The sequence below is a fragment of the Selenomonas timonae genome (assembly GCF_014250475.1).
Taxonomy (GTDB): Bacteria; Bacillota; Negativicutes; order Selenomonadales; family Selenomonadaceae; genus Centipeda; species Centipeda timonae.
This window is the reverse complement of the sequence record NZ_CP060204.1, coordinates 393,844-409,181: the sequence shown is the minus strand read 5'-3', so window position 1 is coordinate 409,181 and position 15,338 is coordinate 393,844. Positions and strand designations below refer to the sequence as shown.

Annotated in this window: 17 protein-coding genes; 8 read left to right on the top strand and 9 right to left on the bottom strand. The window is 59.2% G+C overall.

The genetic code is table 11. From position 1 onward, the window contains the following. Position 1: 1 nt before the first annotated feature. The 8 genes from H1B31_RS01915 to H1B31_RS01880 all read right to left on the bottom strand — a co-directional run bounded on the left by H1B31_RS01915 (position 2) and on the right by H1B31_RS01880 (position 7,192). Positions 2-865, bottom strand: coding sequence for a hypothetical protein (locus H1B31_RS01915; protein WP_226372122.1), 864 nt, complete (start codon positions 863-865; stop codon positions 2-4). Between the two features lie 14 nt (positions 866-879). Next, a complete protein-coding gene (locus H1B31_RS01910; protein WP_185980679.1) occupies positions 880-1,092 on the bottom strand; it encodes a hypothetical protein in 213 nt (70 codons plus the stop codon). Positions 1,093-1,283: 191 nt separating this feature from the next. Further along, positions 1,284-2,189: a succinate--CoA ligase subunit alpha gene (gene sucD / locus H1B31_RS01905; RefSeq protein ID WP_185980678.1), complete on the bottom strand. Its 906-nt coding sequence runs from the start codon at positions 2,187-2,189 to the stop codon at positions 1,284-1,286. A gap of 19 nt (positions 2,190-2,208) precedes the next feature. Further along, positions 2,209-3,399, bottom strand: a complete 1,191-nt coding sequence (sucC, locus tag H1B31_RS01900; RefSeq protein WP_185980677.1) for an ADP-forming succinate--CoA ligase subunit beta — start codon at positions 3,397-3,399, stop codon at positions 2,209-2,211. 210 nt (positions 3,400-3,609) lie between these two features. Next, a complete protein-coding gene (locus H1B31_RS01895; RefSeq protein WP_185980676.1) occupies positions 3,610-4,683 on the bottom strand; it encodes an aldose epimerase family protein in 1,074 nt (357 codons plus the stop codon). A 104-nt stretch (positions 4,684-4,787) separates the two neighbouring features. Continuing rightward, positions 4,788-4,982, bottom strand: coding sequence for a ferredoxin (locus tag H1B31_RS01890; protein ID WP_037346837.1), 195 nt, complete (start codon positions 4,980-4,982; stop codon positions 4,788-4,790). 123 nt (positions 4,983-5,105) lie between these two features. Next, positions 5,106-6,839 carry a phosphoenolpyruvate--protein phosphotransferase gene (gene ptsP / locus H1B31_RS01885; protein ID WP_185980675.1) on the bottom strand — a complete coding sequence of 578 codons (1,734 nt, stop codon included), beginning with the start codon at positions 6,837-6,839 and terminating at the stop codon, positions 5,106-5,108. Between the two features lie 86 nt (positions 6,840-6,925). After that, positions 6,926-7,192: an HPr family phosphocarrier protein gene (locus H1B31_RS01880; protein ID WP_006696600.1), complete on the bottom strand. Its 267-nt coding sequence runs from the start codon at positions 7,190-7,192 to the stop codon at positions 6,926-6,928. 277 nt (positions 7,193-7,469) lie between these two features. On the opposite strand from H1B31_RS01880, the gene H1B31_RS01875 reads away from it, so the two are divergent. The 8 genes from H1B31_RS01875 to H1B31_RS01840 all read left to right on the top strand — a co-directional run bounded on the left by H1B31_RS01875 (position 7,470) and on the right by H1B31_RS01840 (position 13,353). Beyond that, positions 7,470-8,213 (top strand): tetratricopeptide repeat protein, encoded by a 744-nt coding sequence (locus tag H1B31_RS01875; RefSeq protein WP_185980674.1) that lies wholly within the window; start codon positions 7,470-7,472, stop codon positions 8,211-8,213. A gap of 28 nt (positions 8,214-8,241) precedes the next feature. Next, positions 8,242-9,201: a PRC-barrel domain-containing protein gene (locus tag H1B31_RS01870; RefSeq protein ID WP_185980673.1), complete on the top strand. Its 960-nt coding sequence runs from the start codon at positions 8,242-8,244 to the stop codon at positions 9,199-9,201. A 187-nt stretch (positions 9,202-9,388) separates the two neighbouring features. Then, the gene (gene cytX, locus H1B31_RS01865) at positions 9,389-10,564 is read left to right on the top strand and encodes a putative hydroxymethylpyrimidine transporter CytX (RefSeq protein ID WP_185980672.1); all 1,176 of its coding nucleotides are present in this window, start codon (positions 9,389-9,391) and stop codon (positions 10,562-10,564) included. Further along, positions 10,561-11,382: a hydroxyethylthiazole kinase gene (thiM, locus tag H1B31_RS01860; RefSeq protein WP_185980671.1), complete on the top strand. Its 822-nt coding sequence runs from the start codon at positions 10,561-10,563 to the stop codon at positions 11,380-11,382. Before cytX ends, thiM begins: the two co-directional genes overlap by 4 nt. Positions 11,383-11,394: 12 nt before the next feature. Continuing rightward, positions 11,395-12,195: a bifunctional hydroxymethylpyrimidine kinase/phosphomethylpyrimidine kinase gene (gene thiD, locus H1B31_RS01855; protein WP_185980670.1), complete on the top strand. Its 801-nt coding sequence runs from the start codon at positions 11,395-11,397 to the stop codon at positions 12,193-12,195. 10 nt (positions 12,196-12,205) lie between these two features. After that, a complete protein-coding gene (thiW, locus tag H1B31_RS01850; RefSeq protein WP_185980669.1) occupies positions 12,206-12,694 on the top strand; it encodes an energy coupling factor transporter S component ThiW in 489 nt (162 codons plus the stop codon). Positions 12,695-12,745: 51 nt separating this feature from the next. Then, positions 12,746-12,934, top strand: a complete 189-nt coding sequence (locus H1B31_RS01845; RefSeq protein WP_009441442.1) for a type II toxin-antitoxin system HicA family toxin — start codon at positions 12,746-12,748, stop codon at positions 12,932-12,934. Next, positions 12,931-13,353, top strand: coding sequence for a type II toxin-antitoxin system HicB family antitoxin (locus H1B31_RS01840; RefSeq protein WP_009441441.1), 423 nt, complete (start codon positions 12,931-12,933; stop codon positions 13,351-13,353). Before H1B31_RS01845 ends, H1B31_RS01840 begins: the two co-directional genes overlap by 4 nt. A 150-nt stretch (positions 13,354-13,503) precedes the next feature. Here H1B31_RS01840 and H1B31_RS01835 read toward each other — a convergent pair whose 3' ends face one another. Continuing rightward, the gene (locus H1B31_RS01835; RefSeq protein WP_185980668.1) at positions 13,504-15,318 is read right to left on the bottom strand and encodes a TM1812 family CRISPR-associated protein; all 1,815 of its coding nucleotides are present in this window, start codon (positions 15,316-15,318) and stop codon (positions 13,504-13,506) included. Between the last annotated feature and the right edge of the window lie 20 nt (positions 15,319-15,338).

Sequence of the window (15,338 nt, the reverse complement as noted above, 5' to 3'; positions counted from 1 at the left end):
TTCACCCCCTTGCCTCGCGCAATGCGCCGTAGGCGAATCCGCGCCATGAGGAGGAAAGTGCCTCGCGCGGGTCGCGGTTGAGTTCGTCGCCGCTCACCCAGCGGATGGAGCTTGGCGGCAGGAGTGACTCGTCAAAGGTCTGATACAGATATGTCTGCTGAAATTGCCGTCCACTCATATTCGTATGGGCGGGATCGCCGTCAAAGACACTGGCGGAGACGTGGATTTTCCTGCAGGTGGAGGGGCTGTCCACGTCCCGATAGCTGCCTTTTTCCACGGCGAGCAGCTGACAGCGCAGCGTTCCATGGTCGAGGGCGACGCGCTGATAGGACGCTGTATAGGTGTAAGAAGGATCGTTGTCCGTGAAGCAGCTGCCCCGGGAGACGGTCACGGTGCGGACATGATGCCAGCGCGTGCCGTGCTCGTCAACCTCACTGAGGGGGTGGAGGTTCATCAGATCGGGCCAATCGTAGCCGTTCTCTGTGCGGAGGCGTTCGAGCCGTCCGTCCGCAGAGATCTCGTAGGCGGACAGGCTGATATCGATCGGGATATCCACAACACCCGCCGCATGGGGGCCGGATATATCCATCAGCGTCATCGCATGGCGTACGAGCAGCTCAAGTCTGCCGTTGTGGTCGAGGTCGGTGACGGCGATGTGCGTCAGACGGCGGTTGAAGCGCATGAGGTAGGGATACGGTGTCTGCCCCTCGTCCCAGCGCGCGACGAACTCATCCTTCCACAGCGGTTCTGCCTCCGCGATCATCTGCAGCTGTGCCTCGGGGCTTGGCGCGGCTGCGGCGGGGGCTGCGGTAAGTGCAAACGCGGCAAGCGCTGCACCGAGCGTTTTTTTGAGTGAGATTGTCATAATGTGCCTCCTTTTCATGAATGGTTATCCCTTTCCGTCGATGACACCGTAGACAAAGCCTGCCCACGAGGCGGCAAGGGCTTTGCGAGCAGATCGTTTGCCGTGACGGTCGTCGTGCCGAGCAGCCGGCTTCCGGCGGCATCCGCCGCAGGACTGCCGCCGAGAAGCAGGAGCGTGAGTGTAAGAAGGGATGCAAAGAGTGTGTGTACACATCTGCTGCCGTTCATACCTTCCATATCCTTTCAAACAGAATCCGTTGTATATCAATCTTACTCTAACATATTCTTTGAATTTTTGTAACTGTCATATATAACAGGTTCAAACGTCCTTCTTATAGAAAAAGTACCGAAATTCTCTTTTGCACACAAAAAAACGCTCCCGCATACGCAGGAGCGTCTGATGTGTTATGAAATTCGCCTCAGCAGGTGTGGCACTTGTCGTAGAGTCCCTTTTCCTTGAGGAGCTTGACCATGGTCTCGCCGATATGGGCGACGGTGTCGGCGACGGGGATGCCAGCAGCGTTGAGGGCCGCGACCTTATCCGCTGCCGTGCCCTTGCCGCCGGAGATGATCGCGCCTGCGTGACCCATGCGCTTGCCCGGAGGCGCCTGACGACCCGCAATGAATGCGGAGACCGGCTTATCCTTCATGTTCTCCTGAATCCACTTTGCAGCGTCTTCCTCCGCCGTGCCGCCAATCTCGCCGATGATGAGGACGGCGTAGGTGTCGGGGTCGTCCTTGAAGAGCTGGAGCGCGTCGATGAAGTCCGTGCCCTTGACGGGGTCGCCGCCGATACCGACGGTGGTCGTCTGGCCGATGCCCGCGTTCGTGAGCTGGAATGCCGCCTCATAGGTGAGTGTTCCGGAGCGCGAGATGAGTCCGACGTGGCCGGGCTTGCTGACCGTGCCGGGCGTGATGCCGAGCTTCGACTGACCGGAGGTGAGGAGTCCGGGGCAGTTGGGGCCGACGAGGCGCGTCTTTTTGCCCTGCATATAGCGGCGCACCTTCACCATGTCGAGCACGGGGATGTGCTCGGTGATGCAGACGACGAGATCGAGCTCTGCGTCGACCGCCTCAAGAATGGAGTCCGCCGCAAAGCGCGCGGGGACGTAGACGACAGAGGCGGTTGCGCCCGTTGCCTTCACAGCGTCCGCAACGGTGTTGAATACGGGCACGCCCTCGACGGTCTGACCCGCCTTGCCGGGGGTGACGCCGCCGACAATCTTCGTGCCGTAGTCGAGCATCTGCTTCGTGTGGAACATGGCAGCCTTGCCCGTGATGCCCTGTACGATGACCTTGGTATCTTTATCAATCAGAACTGACATTGTATGACCTCCCTTTCGATCAGGCTTTTGCCGCCGCAACGAGTTTGACGATCTGCTCTGCGCCGCCTTCCATCGTGGGCGCGGGGAAGACGTTGGCGATCGGCGTGTTCTTCAGGATCTCGCGACCCTCTTCGACCTTCGTGCCCTCGAGGCGCACGACGACGGGAACGGGGAGGGATTTCCCATCCGTGGAGATGATCTTTGCCGCCTCGATGATGCCGTTTGCAATGTTGTCGCAGCGGTTGATGCCGCCGAAGATGTTGACGAAGATGCCCTTTGCCTGGCCGCCCTCGAGCATGATGCTGAACGCCTTTGCAATCTTCTCGGGCTCGGAGTCGCCGCCGACATCGAGGAAGTTTGCGGGCTCGCCGCCGTAGTGCTTGATGATGTCAACGGTTGCCATCGCAAGCCCTGCGCCGTTGACCATGCACGCGACATCGCCGCCGAGGTTGACATAGTTCAGCCCCGCAGCCGCAGCCTCACGCTCCTTCGGATCCTCCTCCGTCTCATCGCGCAGCTCCGCAATGTCGGGGTGGCGGAAGAGCGCGCTGTCGTCGAAGTTCAGCTTCGCGTCGAGCGCGATGACATCGTCGTCCTCGGTGACGACGAGCGGGTTGATCTCGACCTGCGAGCAGTCCTTGCCGATGAATGCCTCATAGAGTCCCTGCATGAGCGCCGCTGCCTTGCGGACTGCAGGTCCTGGGATGTTGATGGCGTAGGCCATGCGCGTCGCCTGGAACGGTGCGAGTCCGATGACGGGGTCGATGTACTCCTTGATGATCTTCTCGGGGGTCTCCGCCGCGACCTTCTCGATCTCGACGCCGCCCTCCTCGGAGCCCATCATGACGATGCTTGCCGTCTGACGGTCAACGACGAAGGAGAGGTAGAATTCCTTCTTGATCTTCGAGCCTTCCTCGATGAGGAGGCGTCCGACGACCTTGCCCTCGGGGCCGGTCTGATGCGTGACGAGGGTCTTGCCGAGAAGCTCCTGCGCGTAGGTGCGGACTTCCTCTTTATTCTTTGCGATCTTGACGCCGCCTGCCTTGCCGCGGCCGCCCGCGTGGATCTGTGCCTTGACGACGATGACGGGGGAGCCAAGCTTCTCCGCGTTTGCAACAGCCTCGTCGACGGTGAACGCCGGCAGACCGTTCGGTACGTTGACACCGAACTCCCGCAGAACCTGCTTGGACTGGTACTCATGAATATTCATTTAGTCAATCCTCCCTTAATTTTTGTGAGCAGAAGTCTTTATAACTCCTATCTTACGCTTCTTTGATAGAAAAGTCTAGCTGTTTTATATAAATGAGTAATTGAAAAAATTGACTTGTTATAAGTATCTGCTATAGATGAGATGTGATCATAAAGATAGAAAAGGGAATTATACGAAGTCGTTAGCTTCGCATAACACCCTTTTCCTTCCTCATAAATTATCGAGTTTGTAGACGGTCTCCGCTTCCCAGACCTCATCCATGCGCAGTTCGGGCTGGGGGAATGCCGGATTCGCGGGCGCATTCGGGAAGAACTGCGTCTCGAGGCAGAAGCCGCCGCGCCGTGGGAACTGCCTGCCGCCTTTGCCGATGAGTGGCTTCTTCGCGAGGGCGTTGCCGGTGTAGAACTGCATGCCGACCTGCGTCGTGTAGCAGGAGAGGGCAAGCCCCGTCTTCGCAGAGGTCACGCGCGCCGCCTTCTTCAGATGCGAATACGGCTCGGGTGCAATGTCGCCGCGCAGCACCCAGTTGTGGTCATAGCCACCCGCCATCTGCAGCTGGTCGTAGTCCGCGTCGATGCGTTCGCCGATGCGGTGCGGCGTCGTGAAGTCCATCGGCGTGCCGAACACCGTGAGGATGCGCCCGTCGGGCAGGGACTCCGCATCCGCCCACGTGAACTCGTCCGCGTAGATCTCCGCCTCGTGATCGAGCACGCTCTCCGCCGCCCAACCCTCGAGGTTGAAGTAGGTGTGGTTCGTGAGGTTGCAGATCGTGTCCGCGTCACTGACAGCACGATAGGAGATGTGGAGTGCGTCGTCATCCGTGAGGCGGTAGGCGACCTTTGCCTCGAAATTGCCGGGGTAGCCACCCTCGCCGTCGGGACTGATCGCGGTGAACTCTACGCCGCCGTCCACGATCTCCGCCGTCCAGAGGTGATAGTGCAGCCCCTTTGTGCCGCCGTGGATGTGGTTCTGCTTGTGTGAGCCCGAGTTCAGCTCGAGCTGATAGGGGCGCCCTGCGATCGTGACGCGCCCGCCCGCAATGCGGTTCGCGTGTCGTCCAACAATGGCACCCATCGAGGCGGTGTCGGCAACATAGTCCTCGCCCGTCTCATAGCCGAGCACGATGTCGAGCGGCGCGCCGTGCACGAGTCGCTCGAATTTCACGAGGCGCGCGCCGTAGGTCGTGATCGCGACCCGTGTGCCGTGCTCATTCGTCAGCGTGTAGAGATCGATCCGATCCCCGCCCGGCATTGTGCCGAACGGCTCCAACTTCAATTCCGTCATTGCAGATTCCCCCCGAAACAGAAACGACAGTCGAAAACCCTTCTCTATTGTAGCACATTCTCACGTATTTTCCACGAAAAAAAGATAGGGAAACGCTGGTTTTATCAGTGCTTCCTTAAAACAATCGCGCCCGCAGGGCAGTCCTCCGCCGCCTCGATGGCATCGTCCTGTTCGGCGGGCCGCGGCTGGCGCACGATAACCGCAGCGCGTGCCACGCGGTCGATGCGGAAGACGTCGGGCAGCCGCTCCGCGCACATGCCGCAGGAGACACAGGCGTCGGTGTCGATGGATAGTTTCATCGCGCTCTCCAAATGAAAATTTCCTGCTGCACCGAGGCGCAGCAGGAGTCTTTTCATATCAAATATAACACACGCCTACAGTATGAGCTATATGTGCGCAGATGTCTGTGACTGTAGCAACAATCAGATCCCCGTGCTTGCGTCCGAGCCCTCGAGCATCTTGTGCAGGTATGCGCGGATCTCGACGCCGTGCTCCATCTTCATGACATCGGCGAGGAGTTCCTTTGCCTGCGTCGAGGTGACGGAGCGGATCATTTCCTTGACACGCGGGATGCTCGGCGCACTCATGGAGAGCTCCGTGATGCCCATGCCGAGGAGGATGACGGCGGCGTACGGGTCGCTCGCCATCTCGCCGCACATGCCCGCCCAGATGCCGCGCTCGCGCGCGCTCTGGATCGTGCGCTGGATGAGGCGGAGGACGGCGGGATTGAACGGGTTGTAGAGGTTCGCGATCTGTGCGTTGCCGCGGTCGACCGCGAGCGTGTACTGGATGAGGTCGTTCGTGCCGATGCTGAAGAAGTCGACGTACTGGGAGAGGAGTGGGGAGACAACAGCGGCGGCGGGCGTCTCGACCATGATGCCGATCTGCACGTCGTCGGAGTACTCCTTGCCCTCGTGGGCGAGCTCGACCTTTGCCTGCTCGACGAGCTTCAGTACGCGCTGGATCTCGCTGACGCTGATGACCATCGGCACCATCATCGCCGCCTTGCCGTAGAGTCCTGCGCGCAGGATCGCCTTGATCTGTGGGAGGAAGAGGTCATGACGGTCGAGGCTGATGCGCAGTGCGCGGTAGCCGAGGAACGGATTCTCCTCGGGGTCGATGTTGAGGTAGGGCAGGGGCTTGTCGCCGCCGATGTCCATCGTGCGGATGACGCAGATGTGGCCGCCGCATTTCTCGACAGCGGCGCGATATGCCTTGAACTGGTCTTCCTCGCTTGGGATTGTCGTGGAGCCCATAAAGACGAACTCGGAGCGGAAGAGGCCGACGCCCTCCGCGCCGTATGTGAGCGCGTTGTCCACGTCCATATGCGTGCCGATGTTCGCCGTCAGCTCGATGCGCACGCCGTCCTTCGTCACAGCCGGGAGATCCTTGAGTGCCGCGTAGTGCGCCGCGAGCTTCTTCTGCTCCTCGATCTTGCCCTGATAGAGTGCGCGCTCCGTTTCGGTCGGACGGATGATGATGTCGCCGCGGCTGCCGTCGAGGATGAGCTCGTCGCCGTCCTGGATGAGGTTGATCTTGTCGCCGATGCCGAGCACCGTCGGAATCGCACGTGCCTTTGCGATGATGACAACGTGGCTCGTTGCACTGCCCGAGCCGAGGATGACGCCCGCAATCTGCTCCGTGGGCATCCCCGCCACAACGGACGGCTCGATCTCCTCGCCGCAGAGGATGACCTGACCCGCGCCGATCTCAGGCTCCTTGACGCCGAGAACGTACTTGGCGATGCGCTTGCCCACATCGCGCAGGTCGATCGCGCGCGCGGCGAAGTACTCGTCCTCCATCTGTTCGAAGAGCTGTGCCTGCTCGTTCGCCGCGTCGAGGATGCCCTGCGGTGCGCTGCCCGATGCATCGATCTTTGCCTTGATGTTCTCCGCCATCATCGGGTCCTGTACCATCATGCGATGTGCCTCGAGGATGGCTGCCTGCTCCGCCTGCTCCTCTTTGCGCAGACGCTCGATGGTCGCGAGCAGAGTCTCGGTGACGGCGACGAGTGCCGCCTCCGCCTTGCTCTGCTCCTCTGCGACGGAGCCGGGCTTATAGGCTGCAAGATAGCCGTCGAGGTTCTGCCCTGCGAGCATGACCTTGCCGACGGCGATCCCGGAGATGACGCCTTTTCCACGGATTGTTTCCGCCATATCTAACACCCTCCCTATTCCTATGAAAAAACGCCGCGAGGCAAACAGTGTACTGCAAAACCTCGGGGCGTCCCGTAGTTATCCGATTACTCTTCGCCGAACTTCGAGTTGACGAGATCTGCGAGCTCCTTCACGGCTGCTGCCTCGTCCTCGCCCTCGGCGATGATGGTGAGCTCCGTGCCCTTGACAAGCCCCATGCTCATCAGCATGAGAATGCTCTTGGCGTCAACTTTCTTGCCCTTTGCCTCGATCTGGATCTTGGACTTGAACTTCGTTGCCGTCTGAACGAACACCGATGCGGGACGTGCATGAATGCCCGTCTTGTTCTCGATCATCACTGTTTCCTGCGTCATGTGAACCTCTCCCATCCGTTAGTGAATCAGCCTATATTCCCCTCACGCACACGACTTGCATCTGCGCACGCGAATGAATGTCACAGCCATTATACTATAAAATAAGAAATGAAAAAAGAGCCGAAAGAAAAAAGTTTTGGAAAAAGAGCGGCGAAATTTTTTAATATTTACGGTATCCAAAGAAGGAATTTGCGCGTTCATGTCGAAATCGTCTTAGAATACCTATCAGTATGCCCGCTGTATCGGGGGTTGGTCGTGTGAAAAGGGGGCGACGGCATTGCAGCAGCAGATTCGCCTTTCCTCGCTCATTTTTGCCGTCCTGATAAGCATCGGCGTCGTTGCGGGGCTGATCGCTCTGCGCCCGCCGCTCACCGAGGTCTACTATATGCAGATGGGCGCGCTGATTGCGGGTGCGGGACTCATTGTAACGCTCTACAACCGCTTTCTCACGGCGCGTGCAGGGCGACGTGCGCAGACGGTCGAAATGCAGGAGGCGCTCGCGGCAGAGCCGGAGGCAGAGACGCCGACGGTGGATCGTGTGCCCGCGCTTGCACCGGCGGTCTACGCCGAGACGCAGGAGTGCGAGCTCCCCACGGAGACGCTTCCTGAGCCGCAGCTGACACAGCTGCCGGAGCTGACAGCGGAGAGTCTGGATGCACTGCTGGATATTGCATACGAGGCGGCGGAGAGCGAGCCGCTGCGTGCCATTGCGGCGTATCGCAGAGCGCTTGCGCGCTATCCGGATGACTCCTATATGCCGTATCTCATCATCGAGCTCTCGACGCTTTACAAGCGACGCGGGGACTACGATGCGGCGCTCCGCCTCTTTGACGAGGCGCGCGCGCTTCCCATCATTGCACAGAACGCCGTCATGGCTCAGGAGTTTGAGCGCTCCCGCAGAGCCCTGACCGTCGTTTCTCATATGCTCGCGGCGCAGGGAACGCCCTCGCTCCCCTTTGGCGATGTTCCAAAGGAGATCATTGTGGAGGCGGATCGGCGCGCAGATGAGCCGAACACCTGACATTTTATAGTAAAATGGAGGAATACACATGAAGAAAAGCGTTGACATTCTGGGACTTCCCGTCATCAGCATCACCGAGGGGCGCGAGCTCGGCATGAGCAAGACCCTTCTCATCGATGCACCGAACCGCGTTGTAGCGGCAATTACAATTGAGGACGAGGACTGGTATCGCGGAGTCAAGCTCATTCCCTACGATAATGTCATTGCGGTCGGCGAGGATGCCGTCACGATCAACAACAGCGAGAACATCCTGACGCTCGATGCGGCGGGCGATTTCGAGACCCTGCTCGACGACAACATCCGCGTCATCGGCACGAAGGCAATCACGCGCACGGGTGTCATTCAGGGCACGATCACCGAGATTTTCATCGGTGACGACGGCAACATTGAGAAATGCGAGATCACGACGCCCGAGGGCTCGACCTCCGAGGTGACGGCGGATCAGGTCTCGATCTTTGGCAAGGAAGTTACGGTTATCTCCCCGGAGGGCGATGCCGGAAAAAAATCTGATGCAGCGGTTGCACCGGCGGCACCCGCTGTGACAGCGCCCGTGGTCGAAGAGGCTGCGGCTGAGCCGGTGGCTGAAGTTGCTGCACCCGCGGTGGAGGAGCCTGCGGCTCCTGTTGCTGAGGTTCCCGCCGAGGAGCCGGTGGAAGAGGCTCCGGTCGAGGAGCCCGTACCTGCAGAAGAGCCTCCTGCTGAGCCCGAGCTGCCTGTTGTGGAGGAGGCACCCGTTGAGGTTCCTGCGGAGGAGCCCGCAGCACCTGCCGAGGAGCCGGCAGCGGCAGAGCCCGCTGAGGACAAGAGCACGGATCGCGTGAACGAGGATCGTCATCGCCGCTTCCTGCTCGGCAAGAAGGCGACGCGTACGATCAAGATGGACAACGGCGTTGTCATCGTCGAGGCGGGCGCGGACATCACCGAGGAAGTCCTGCAGAAGGCGAAGCTTGGCAATAAGTTCATCGAGCTGTCGATGAGCGCACAGTAAGAGCAAGTATAATAGAATAGGGGAGCTGCCATGCGGCGGTTGAGAGGGGACAATGCGTCCCGACCCACGACCTGATTTGGATAATGCCAACGTAGGGAAAGACGCACGCAGCGCGGCTATGTCATTGGCATAGCCGCGTTTTTGATATTACGCGGCGGTATCCCCACATAGTGAGGAGAGATTCATCATGGAAAAGAGGACAGGACTCGGCGCGAATGCGCTGATTTGGTTTGGTGCGGGCGTCTCGCTCGCGGAGATATTGACGGGCACGTTTTTTGCGCCGCTCGGCTTTCGCGACGGCGGTATTGCCATCGTTGTCGGGCACGTGATCGGCTGCGCGCTGCTCTTCCTTGCGGGGCTGATCGGCGCGCGGACGCGGCGGAGCGCGATGGAGACGGTCAAGATGGCGTTCGGGGCGCGCGGTGGACTCCTCTTTGCTGCACTGAACGTCCTGCAGCTCATCGGCTGGACGAGCATCATGATCTATGACGGCGCGCTTGCAGCGGGCAGTGTCATGGCGATATCGCATTGGATCTGGTGTCTCGTAATCGGGGCTCTGATTATTGTATGGATTCGCATCGGTATCCTGCGCATTGAGCGCGTGAACGTCGTCGCGATGACAGCGCTCTTCCTTCTCACCGTGCTCCTCTGCTCCGTCATCATGGGCGGCTCGGGCGCGGCGGAGTCCTCGCCTGCGGGCGAGGCAATGAGCTTTGCGATGGCGCTCGAGCTGTCGATTGCAATGCCTCTCTCGTGGCTGCCGCTCATCTCGGACTATACGCGCGAGGCGGAGAAACCCGCCGCAGCTGCCGCCGTCAGCGCTGTTGTCTACGGTCTTATCAGCTGCTGGATGTACTTCATCGGCATGGGGGCGGCAATCCTCACGGGGGAGTCGGACATCGCGCAGATCATGCTCCACGCAGGGCTCGGCGCGGCGGGGCTCGGCGTCGTCGTCCTTTCGACGGTTACAACCACCTACCTTGATGCCTACTCGGCGGGCATCTCGAGCGAGAGCATCGTGCGCGGCATCTCGGGGCGCGCGGTCGGCATCGGCGTCACTGTCTTCGGCGCGGTCGCGGCATCCCTCTATCCGATGGATGACATCACGGGCTTCCTCTACATCATCGGCTCGGTCTTTGCACCGATGATCGCCGTCCAGATTGCGAGCTACTTCATCCTGCGCGAGGATGCGACGGGGCGCTCCGTCCACGCGGTCAACCTCGCTGTCTGGCTCGTCGGATTCCTCTGCTATCGCTATCTCATGACACTCGACACTCCAGTCGGAAGTACACTGCCGACCATGACAATCACCCTCGTGCTTGCACTGCTGACGCATCGCATATTTGAAAGGAAATCCCAATGAACAGCTCCATCATCGAAAAGATACGCCTCGCTGCGCCCCTGATCCACTGCATCACAAACTACGTCACGGTCAACGATGTGGCGAACGTCCTGCTCGCCATCGGGGCGCGCCCCGTCATGGCGGACGACCCGGAGGAGGCGGAGGAGATCACCGCGCTCTCTGCGGGGCTCTGCCTTAACATCGGCACGCTGAACGCGCGTACGATCCCGAGCATGCACGCCGCAGGAAAGCGCGCGCGTGACCTCGGGCATCCCGTCGTCCTCGATCCTGTGGGTGCGGGCGCGAGCAAGCTCCGCACCGAGACCGCGATACGTCTCCTCGATGAAGTGCATCCCACTCTTGTGCGCGGCAATATCTCCGAGATTCGGACGCTTGCCGTCGGTACGGGCACGACCTCGGGCGTCGATGCGGATGCGGCGGATGCCGTCACCGAGGAGAACCTCTCAGCGTCGGCAGATTTCGTGTGCGCCTTTGCAGCACGCACGGGCGCACTTGTCGCTGTCACGGGCGCAATCGATCTTGTGACGGACGGTAGCTCCTGTTATGCTGTGCGTAACGGACGTTCCGAGATGGGGCGGGTCACGGGCACGGGCTGTCAGCTCTCCGCGCTCCTTGCGGCGGCACTTGTCACAGCACCGAGCGATCCCATTGTCGCTGTCGCGGAGACGGTCGCCCTTATGGGCGTGGCGGGGGAACTCGCTTGGGATCGTATGGGGGAACATGACGGCAACGCCTCGTATCGCACGCGCATCATCGACAGCATTTACTGCATGACAGACGAAGAACTTGCGGCACACGCGAGCATCACCAAACTTTGAGGAGGGAACACGATGAAAATGTATACGGCACTCACGATTGCGGGCAGCGACTCGAGCGGCGGCGCGGGCATTCAGGCGGATTTGAAGACCATGACCGCGCACGGTGTCTACGGCATGAGTGCACTTACCGCACTCACGGCGCAGAACACGACGGGCGTCACTGATATTCTCGCCGTTCCGCCCGCATTTCTCGCGGCGCAGCTCGACGCCGTATTCACCGACATCCCGCCCGACGCCGTGAAGATCGGCATGGTCGCGGATGCGGCGCTCATCCGTGTCATTGCGGAGAAGCTGGATGAATACAGGGCAAAGAATATCGTTGTCGATCCTGTCATGGTTGCAACCAGCGGTGCGCGGCTCATCAGCGAGGATGCGGTCGATGCGCTCGTGGAACTCCTCCTGCCGCGCGCGGCGATCATCACGCCGAACATCCCCGAGGCGGAGGTGCTTGCCGATATGTCGATCACCGACCGCACGGCGATGACTGCGGCAGCGGCGCGCATCTACGAGCGTACGCACAGCGCCGTCCTCATGAAGGGGGGGCACAGCGTTGACGATGCAAACGACCTGCTCGTCGATGGGGCAGGTGCACGCTGGTTCGAGGGGCGGCGCATTGCGACCGCGAATACCCACGGCACGGGCTGCACTCTATCGAGTGCGATTGCCTCGAATCTCGCGCGCCGTATGAAACTCGACAGCGCGGTCGAACGTGCCAAGGCGTACCTCTCTGGCGCACTCGCAGCGGGGCTCGACCTCGGCGCGGGCAGCGGCCCGCTCGCGCACAGCTTTGACCTCAAGAGTGAATACATCTAAGGAGACTCCAATGCTTGACACACGTACCCGCAAACTCACACTCGCCGGCATCCTCGTTGCCGTTGCTGTCCTCGGCGGACTCTTCAGCTTCCCCGTGCTCGGTAGCCGCTGCGCCCCCGTGCAGCACCTCGTTAACATCCTCGCCGCCGTATTCCTCGGCCCCGTGTGGGCGGTCGGCGTTGCATTCGCTGCAAGCCTCCTCAGAAACATCGCGGGGCTCGGCAGCCTCATGGCATTCCCCGGCAGCATGATCGGCGCACTCCTCGCGGGGCTCGCTTTCTATTACACACGCCGTCTCGAACTCACTTGCATCGCGGAGATGCTCGGCACGGGGATCCTCGGTGCACTCGCCGCCTATCCCGTCGCTGCCCTCCTTATGGGGCTGACGCCCGCGAGCTACACCGTCTACATTGTCCCCTTCCTCCTCTCCACAGGCGCGGGCAGCATCCTCGCGTATGTCCTCCTGCGGTTCCTGTTGCCGAAGATTCGGCGGGATTGAAATACGTGTTGATATGTGTTAGTATATAGTCAGCTTTACTGTGAGGAGGCGATGGCTACGACCTCGAAGGAATTGCTGAAAATCCTAAAGAAACATGGATGGTATGTTGAGCGTGTACACGGTTCACATCATATACTAAAACATGATGAAAACCCAATGACTATTGTGCTTCCACTACATAATACGGACATGAAGCCGGGGATACTACATTCTATTTTACGGGATGCAGGATTAAAATGAGGAGTTGGTTTAAGATGTCGAAAAAACAATATACCGCAGTTTTTCATCCTGAACCGGAGGCTGGGGGATACTCTGTTTTTTTTCCTGACTTACCGGGGTGCTATACACAAGGCGATACACTCGACGAGGCAATCTCTATGGCGGAAGATGCGCTCGGACTCTACCTCTACACACTGAAAGTGGACAAGAAGCCGTTCCCACCTGCGACTGACCCCGCCGACATCAAGACGAGCGGGCGCGACTTTACGACGCTCATCGCGTGGGATGAGGCGGCGTACTTGCGGCGCGTGGACAGCCGCTCGGTCAAGAAGACCCTCACCATCCCCGCATGGATGGATACGCTTGCGCGCGAACGCAACATCAACTTCTCTCAGCTCCTGCAGAATGCAATCCGCAGGGAGTGTGGGATTTCTACTTAACGAAATAACATAGAGCATCCATCGACTGTTCTACGTATAAAGAAAAACCACGTGATAGTCGCGTGGTTGGAGAGCGTTTAAGCGGTGAATAGAAGAGGCTGTTGCACAAGTCAAATGACTTCGTACAACAGCCTCTTCCGTATATATGGCTCAGGGGGTGACTGCGCGCTGATAGGCGCGCAGTTTTTCGATGTATGCTGTAATGGTCTTTTCGAGCTTGCTGCTCTCCTGATCGGCAGTGACGACAGCGTGGTTCGACTGGTTGCGCTCCTCGCGGATGTCGAAGTAGCCGCGCAGGTAAGCAAGTGCCTCATCGGGTGGCAGGTCGCTGCGCATTATACGATTTGAATCGCTGAACATCCTGCGGTAATCTGCTTCGCGATTTGCCCACTTCTCCTCGCGCTGCGCGCGCAGATCCTCGACCGTGGGTTGCGGTGCAGATGTTTTTGTCGGGCGGGCAATATCCGCAGCGGAGAGGCTGAAGATCTTCATGACGAGGGCTTCGGAAAGGAATCCGAGGCGCTCGGGGATCAGCCGATAGAATAACCCTTTCACTTGCTTTTGTTGTTTTGCAGATTTCTTGAGCTGATCGATGGCTCGCCTTAGGGATGCGTTATTGGTATTGATCGAATCCAGTAATATATCCTTGTTGGCGTATACGCCAAGTTTACTGTTGTAGGCATGAAAGAAGCTGTGTAGGGGCTTCTGTAAATCCTCGGGCAGCTCCGCGATAAGGTCGTTTCGATTGTATTTCAAAATATAGCGGAACATGTCGCCTGCATCACCATAAGGGATTTTTTCTTCTTTTTGGCTGTTTGTGGAGTCATGCGAAATAATGAATTCCTGCTGCCAGCTGCGAAGACTGCTCTTTGCTTTTTTCCTACAGCTGCGCATGGCAAAAATATCCTCTGTATAGCATATTCTCTTATCCACGATGATCTGCGGAATCCATTCGGTGCAGAGGGTCATTGCCTGCTGAAGGAATTTCTTGCGCAGACACCATGCGATGATGTTCAGGCGGCGCTCCTCGCTCGTGCCGCTGCCGAGGACGGTGCCGTATTCCCGTTCGAGTACGCGGATGATCCGCCGAAAGAGCTCCTCCTGTATGGGGCCGCCGCTCTGATTGCGGAACACGCGGATGTGTTCGCCGAGGCTTTCCAGTTCCTTCTCGATGATGCTCGTGCGGCAGATGCGTATGGCGTCGGAGAAGCTGCGCATTGCGCCGAGGAGGCTGCGGAATGGCTCGCTGTACGCTCTGGTGTCACCAAAGTATTCGTCCAGTGCCTGTACGCTGCCGTATTTTTGAAACTCGTCCATGCCCGCGATCATGTCGAACATGCGATGGATATCGTCGGCAAACACAATGTTCCCCTTTGGTGCATTCCGATCTTTTCCTGCATAGAGGACGTGACCAATGCGAATGCCCATGTATTTCGAGAGCTGCATGATGGCGAGCATCATCATCGAGGTATGGCGAAATCCACCCGTCATGTCGGCGTGCAGGACAATGTCGTGCAGACCCGCTGCCTCCGCCGCCTCCTGTTCACGCTGGATGACGTCGCCGAGGGCGGCGATGTAGCGCATTGCCCCCTCCGTGCCGGCGTCCTCATCGAAGGCGCTTTCCTCGAATCGCTCTGCGAGTTCCGGGTGTTTTTCCTTAACTCGCTCCTTTAAGAAGCCGATGGCGGACATGGCGGGGCACCCGTATTCCTCAAAAAGACTTTTCCATGCCTCCCCTAAATGCGTTTCTCTGACCGCTTTGCTTGTGACGAGGATGATCCGATCCAGTCCTCCCGCCTCGCGGAGACTGTGCTGCAGCTGATAGATGCCTGCCTCATTGGTCTGTATACCACAAAAAGCGGTGCCGTCGTCCGCACCGCTATACTCCACCGTCTCCGGGATTCTGGGCAAGCTGCTCACAAATGCAATCATGATGTTGTAGGTCTTTTTGTCCAAGAGGATCATCCTTTCTTCTCAGTGCTTTG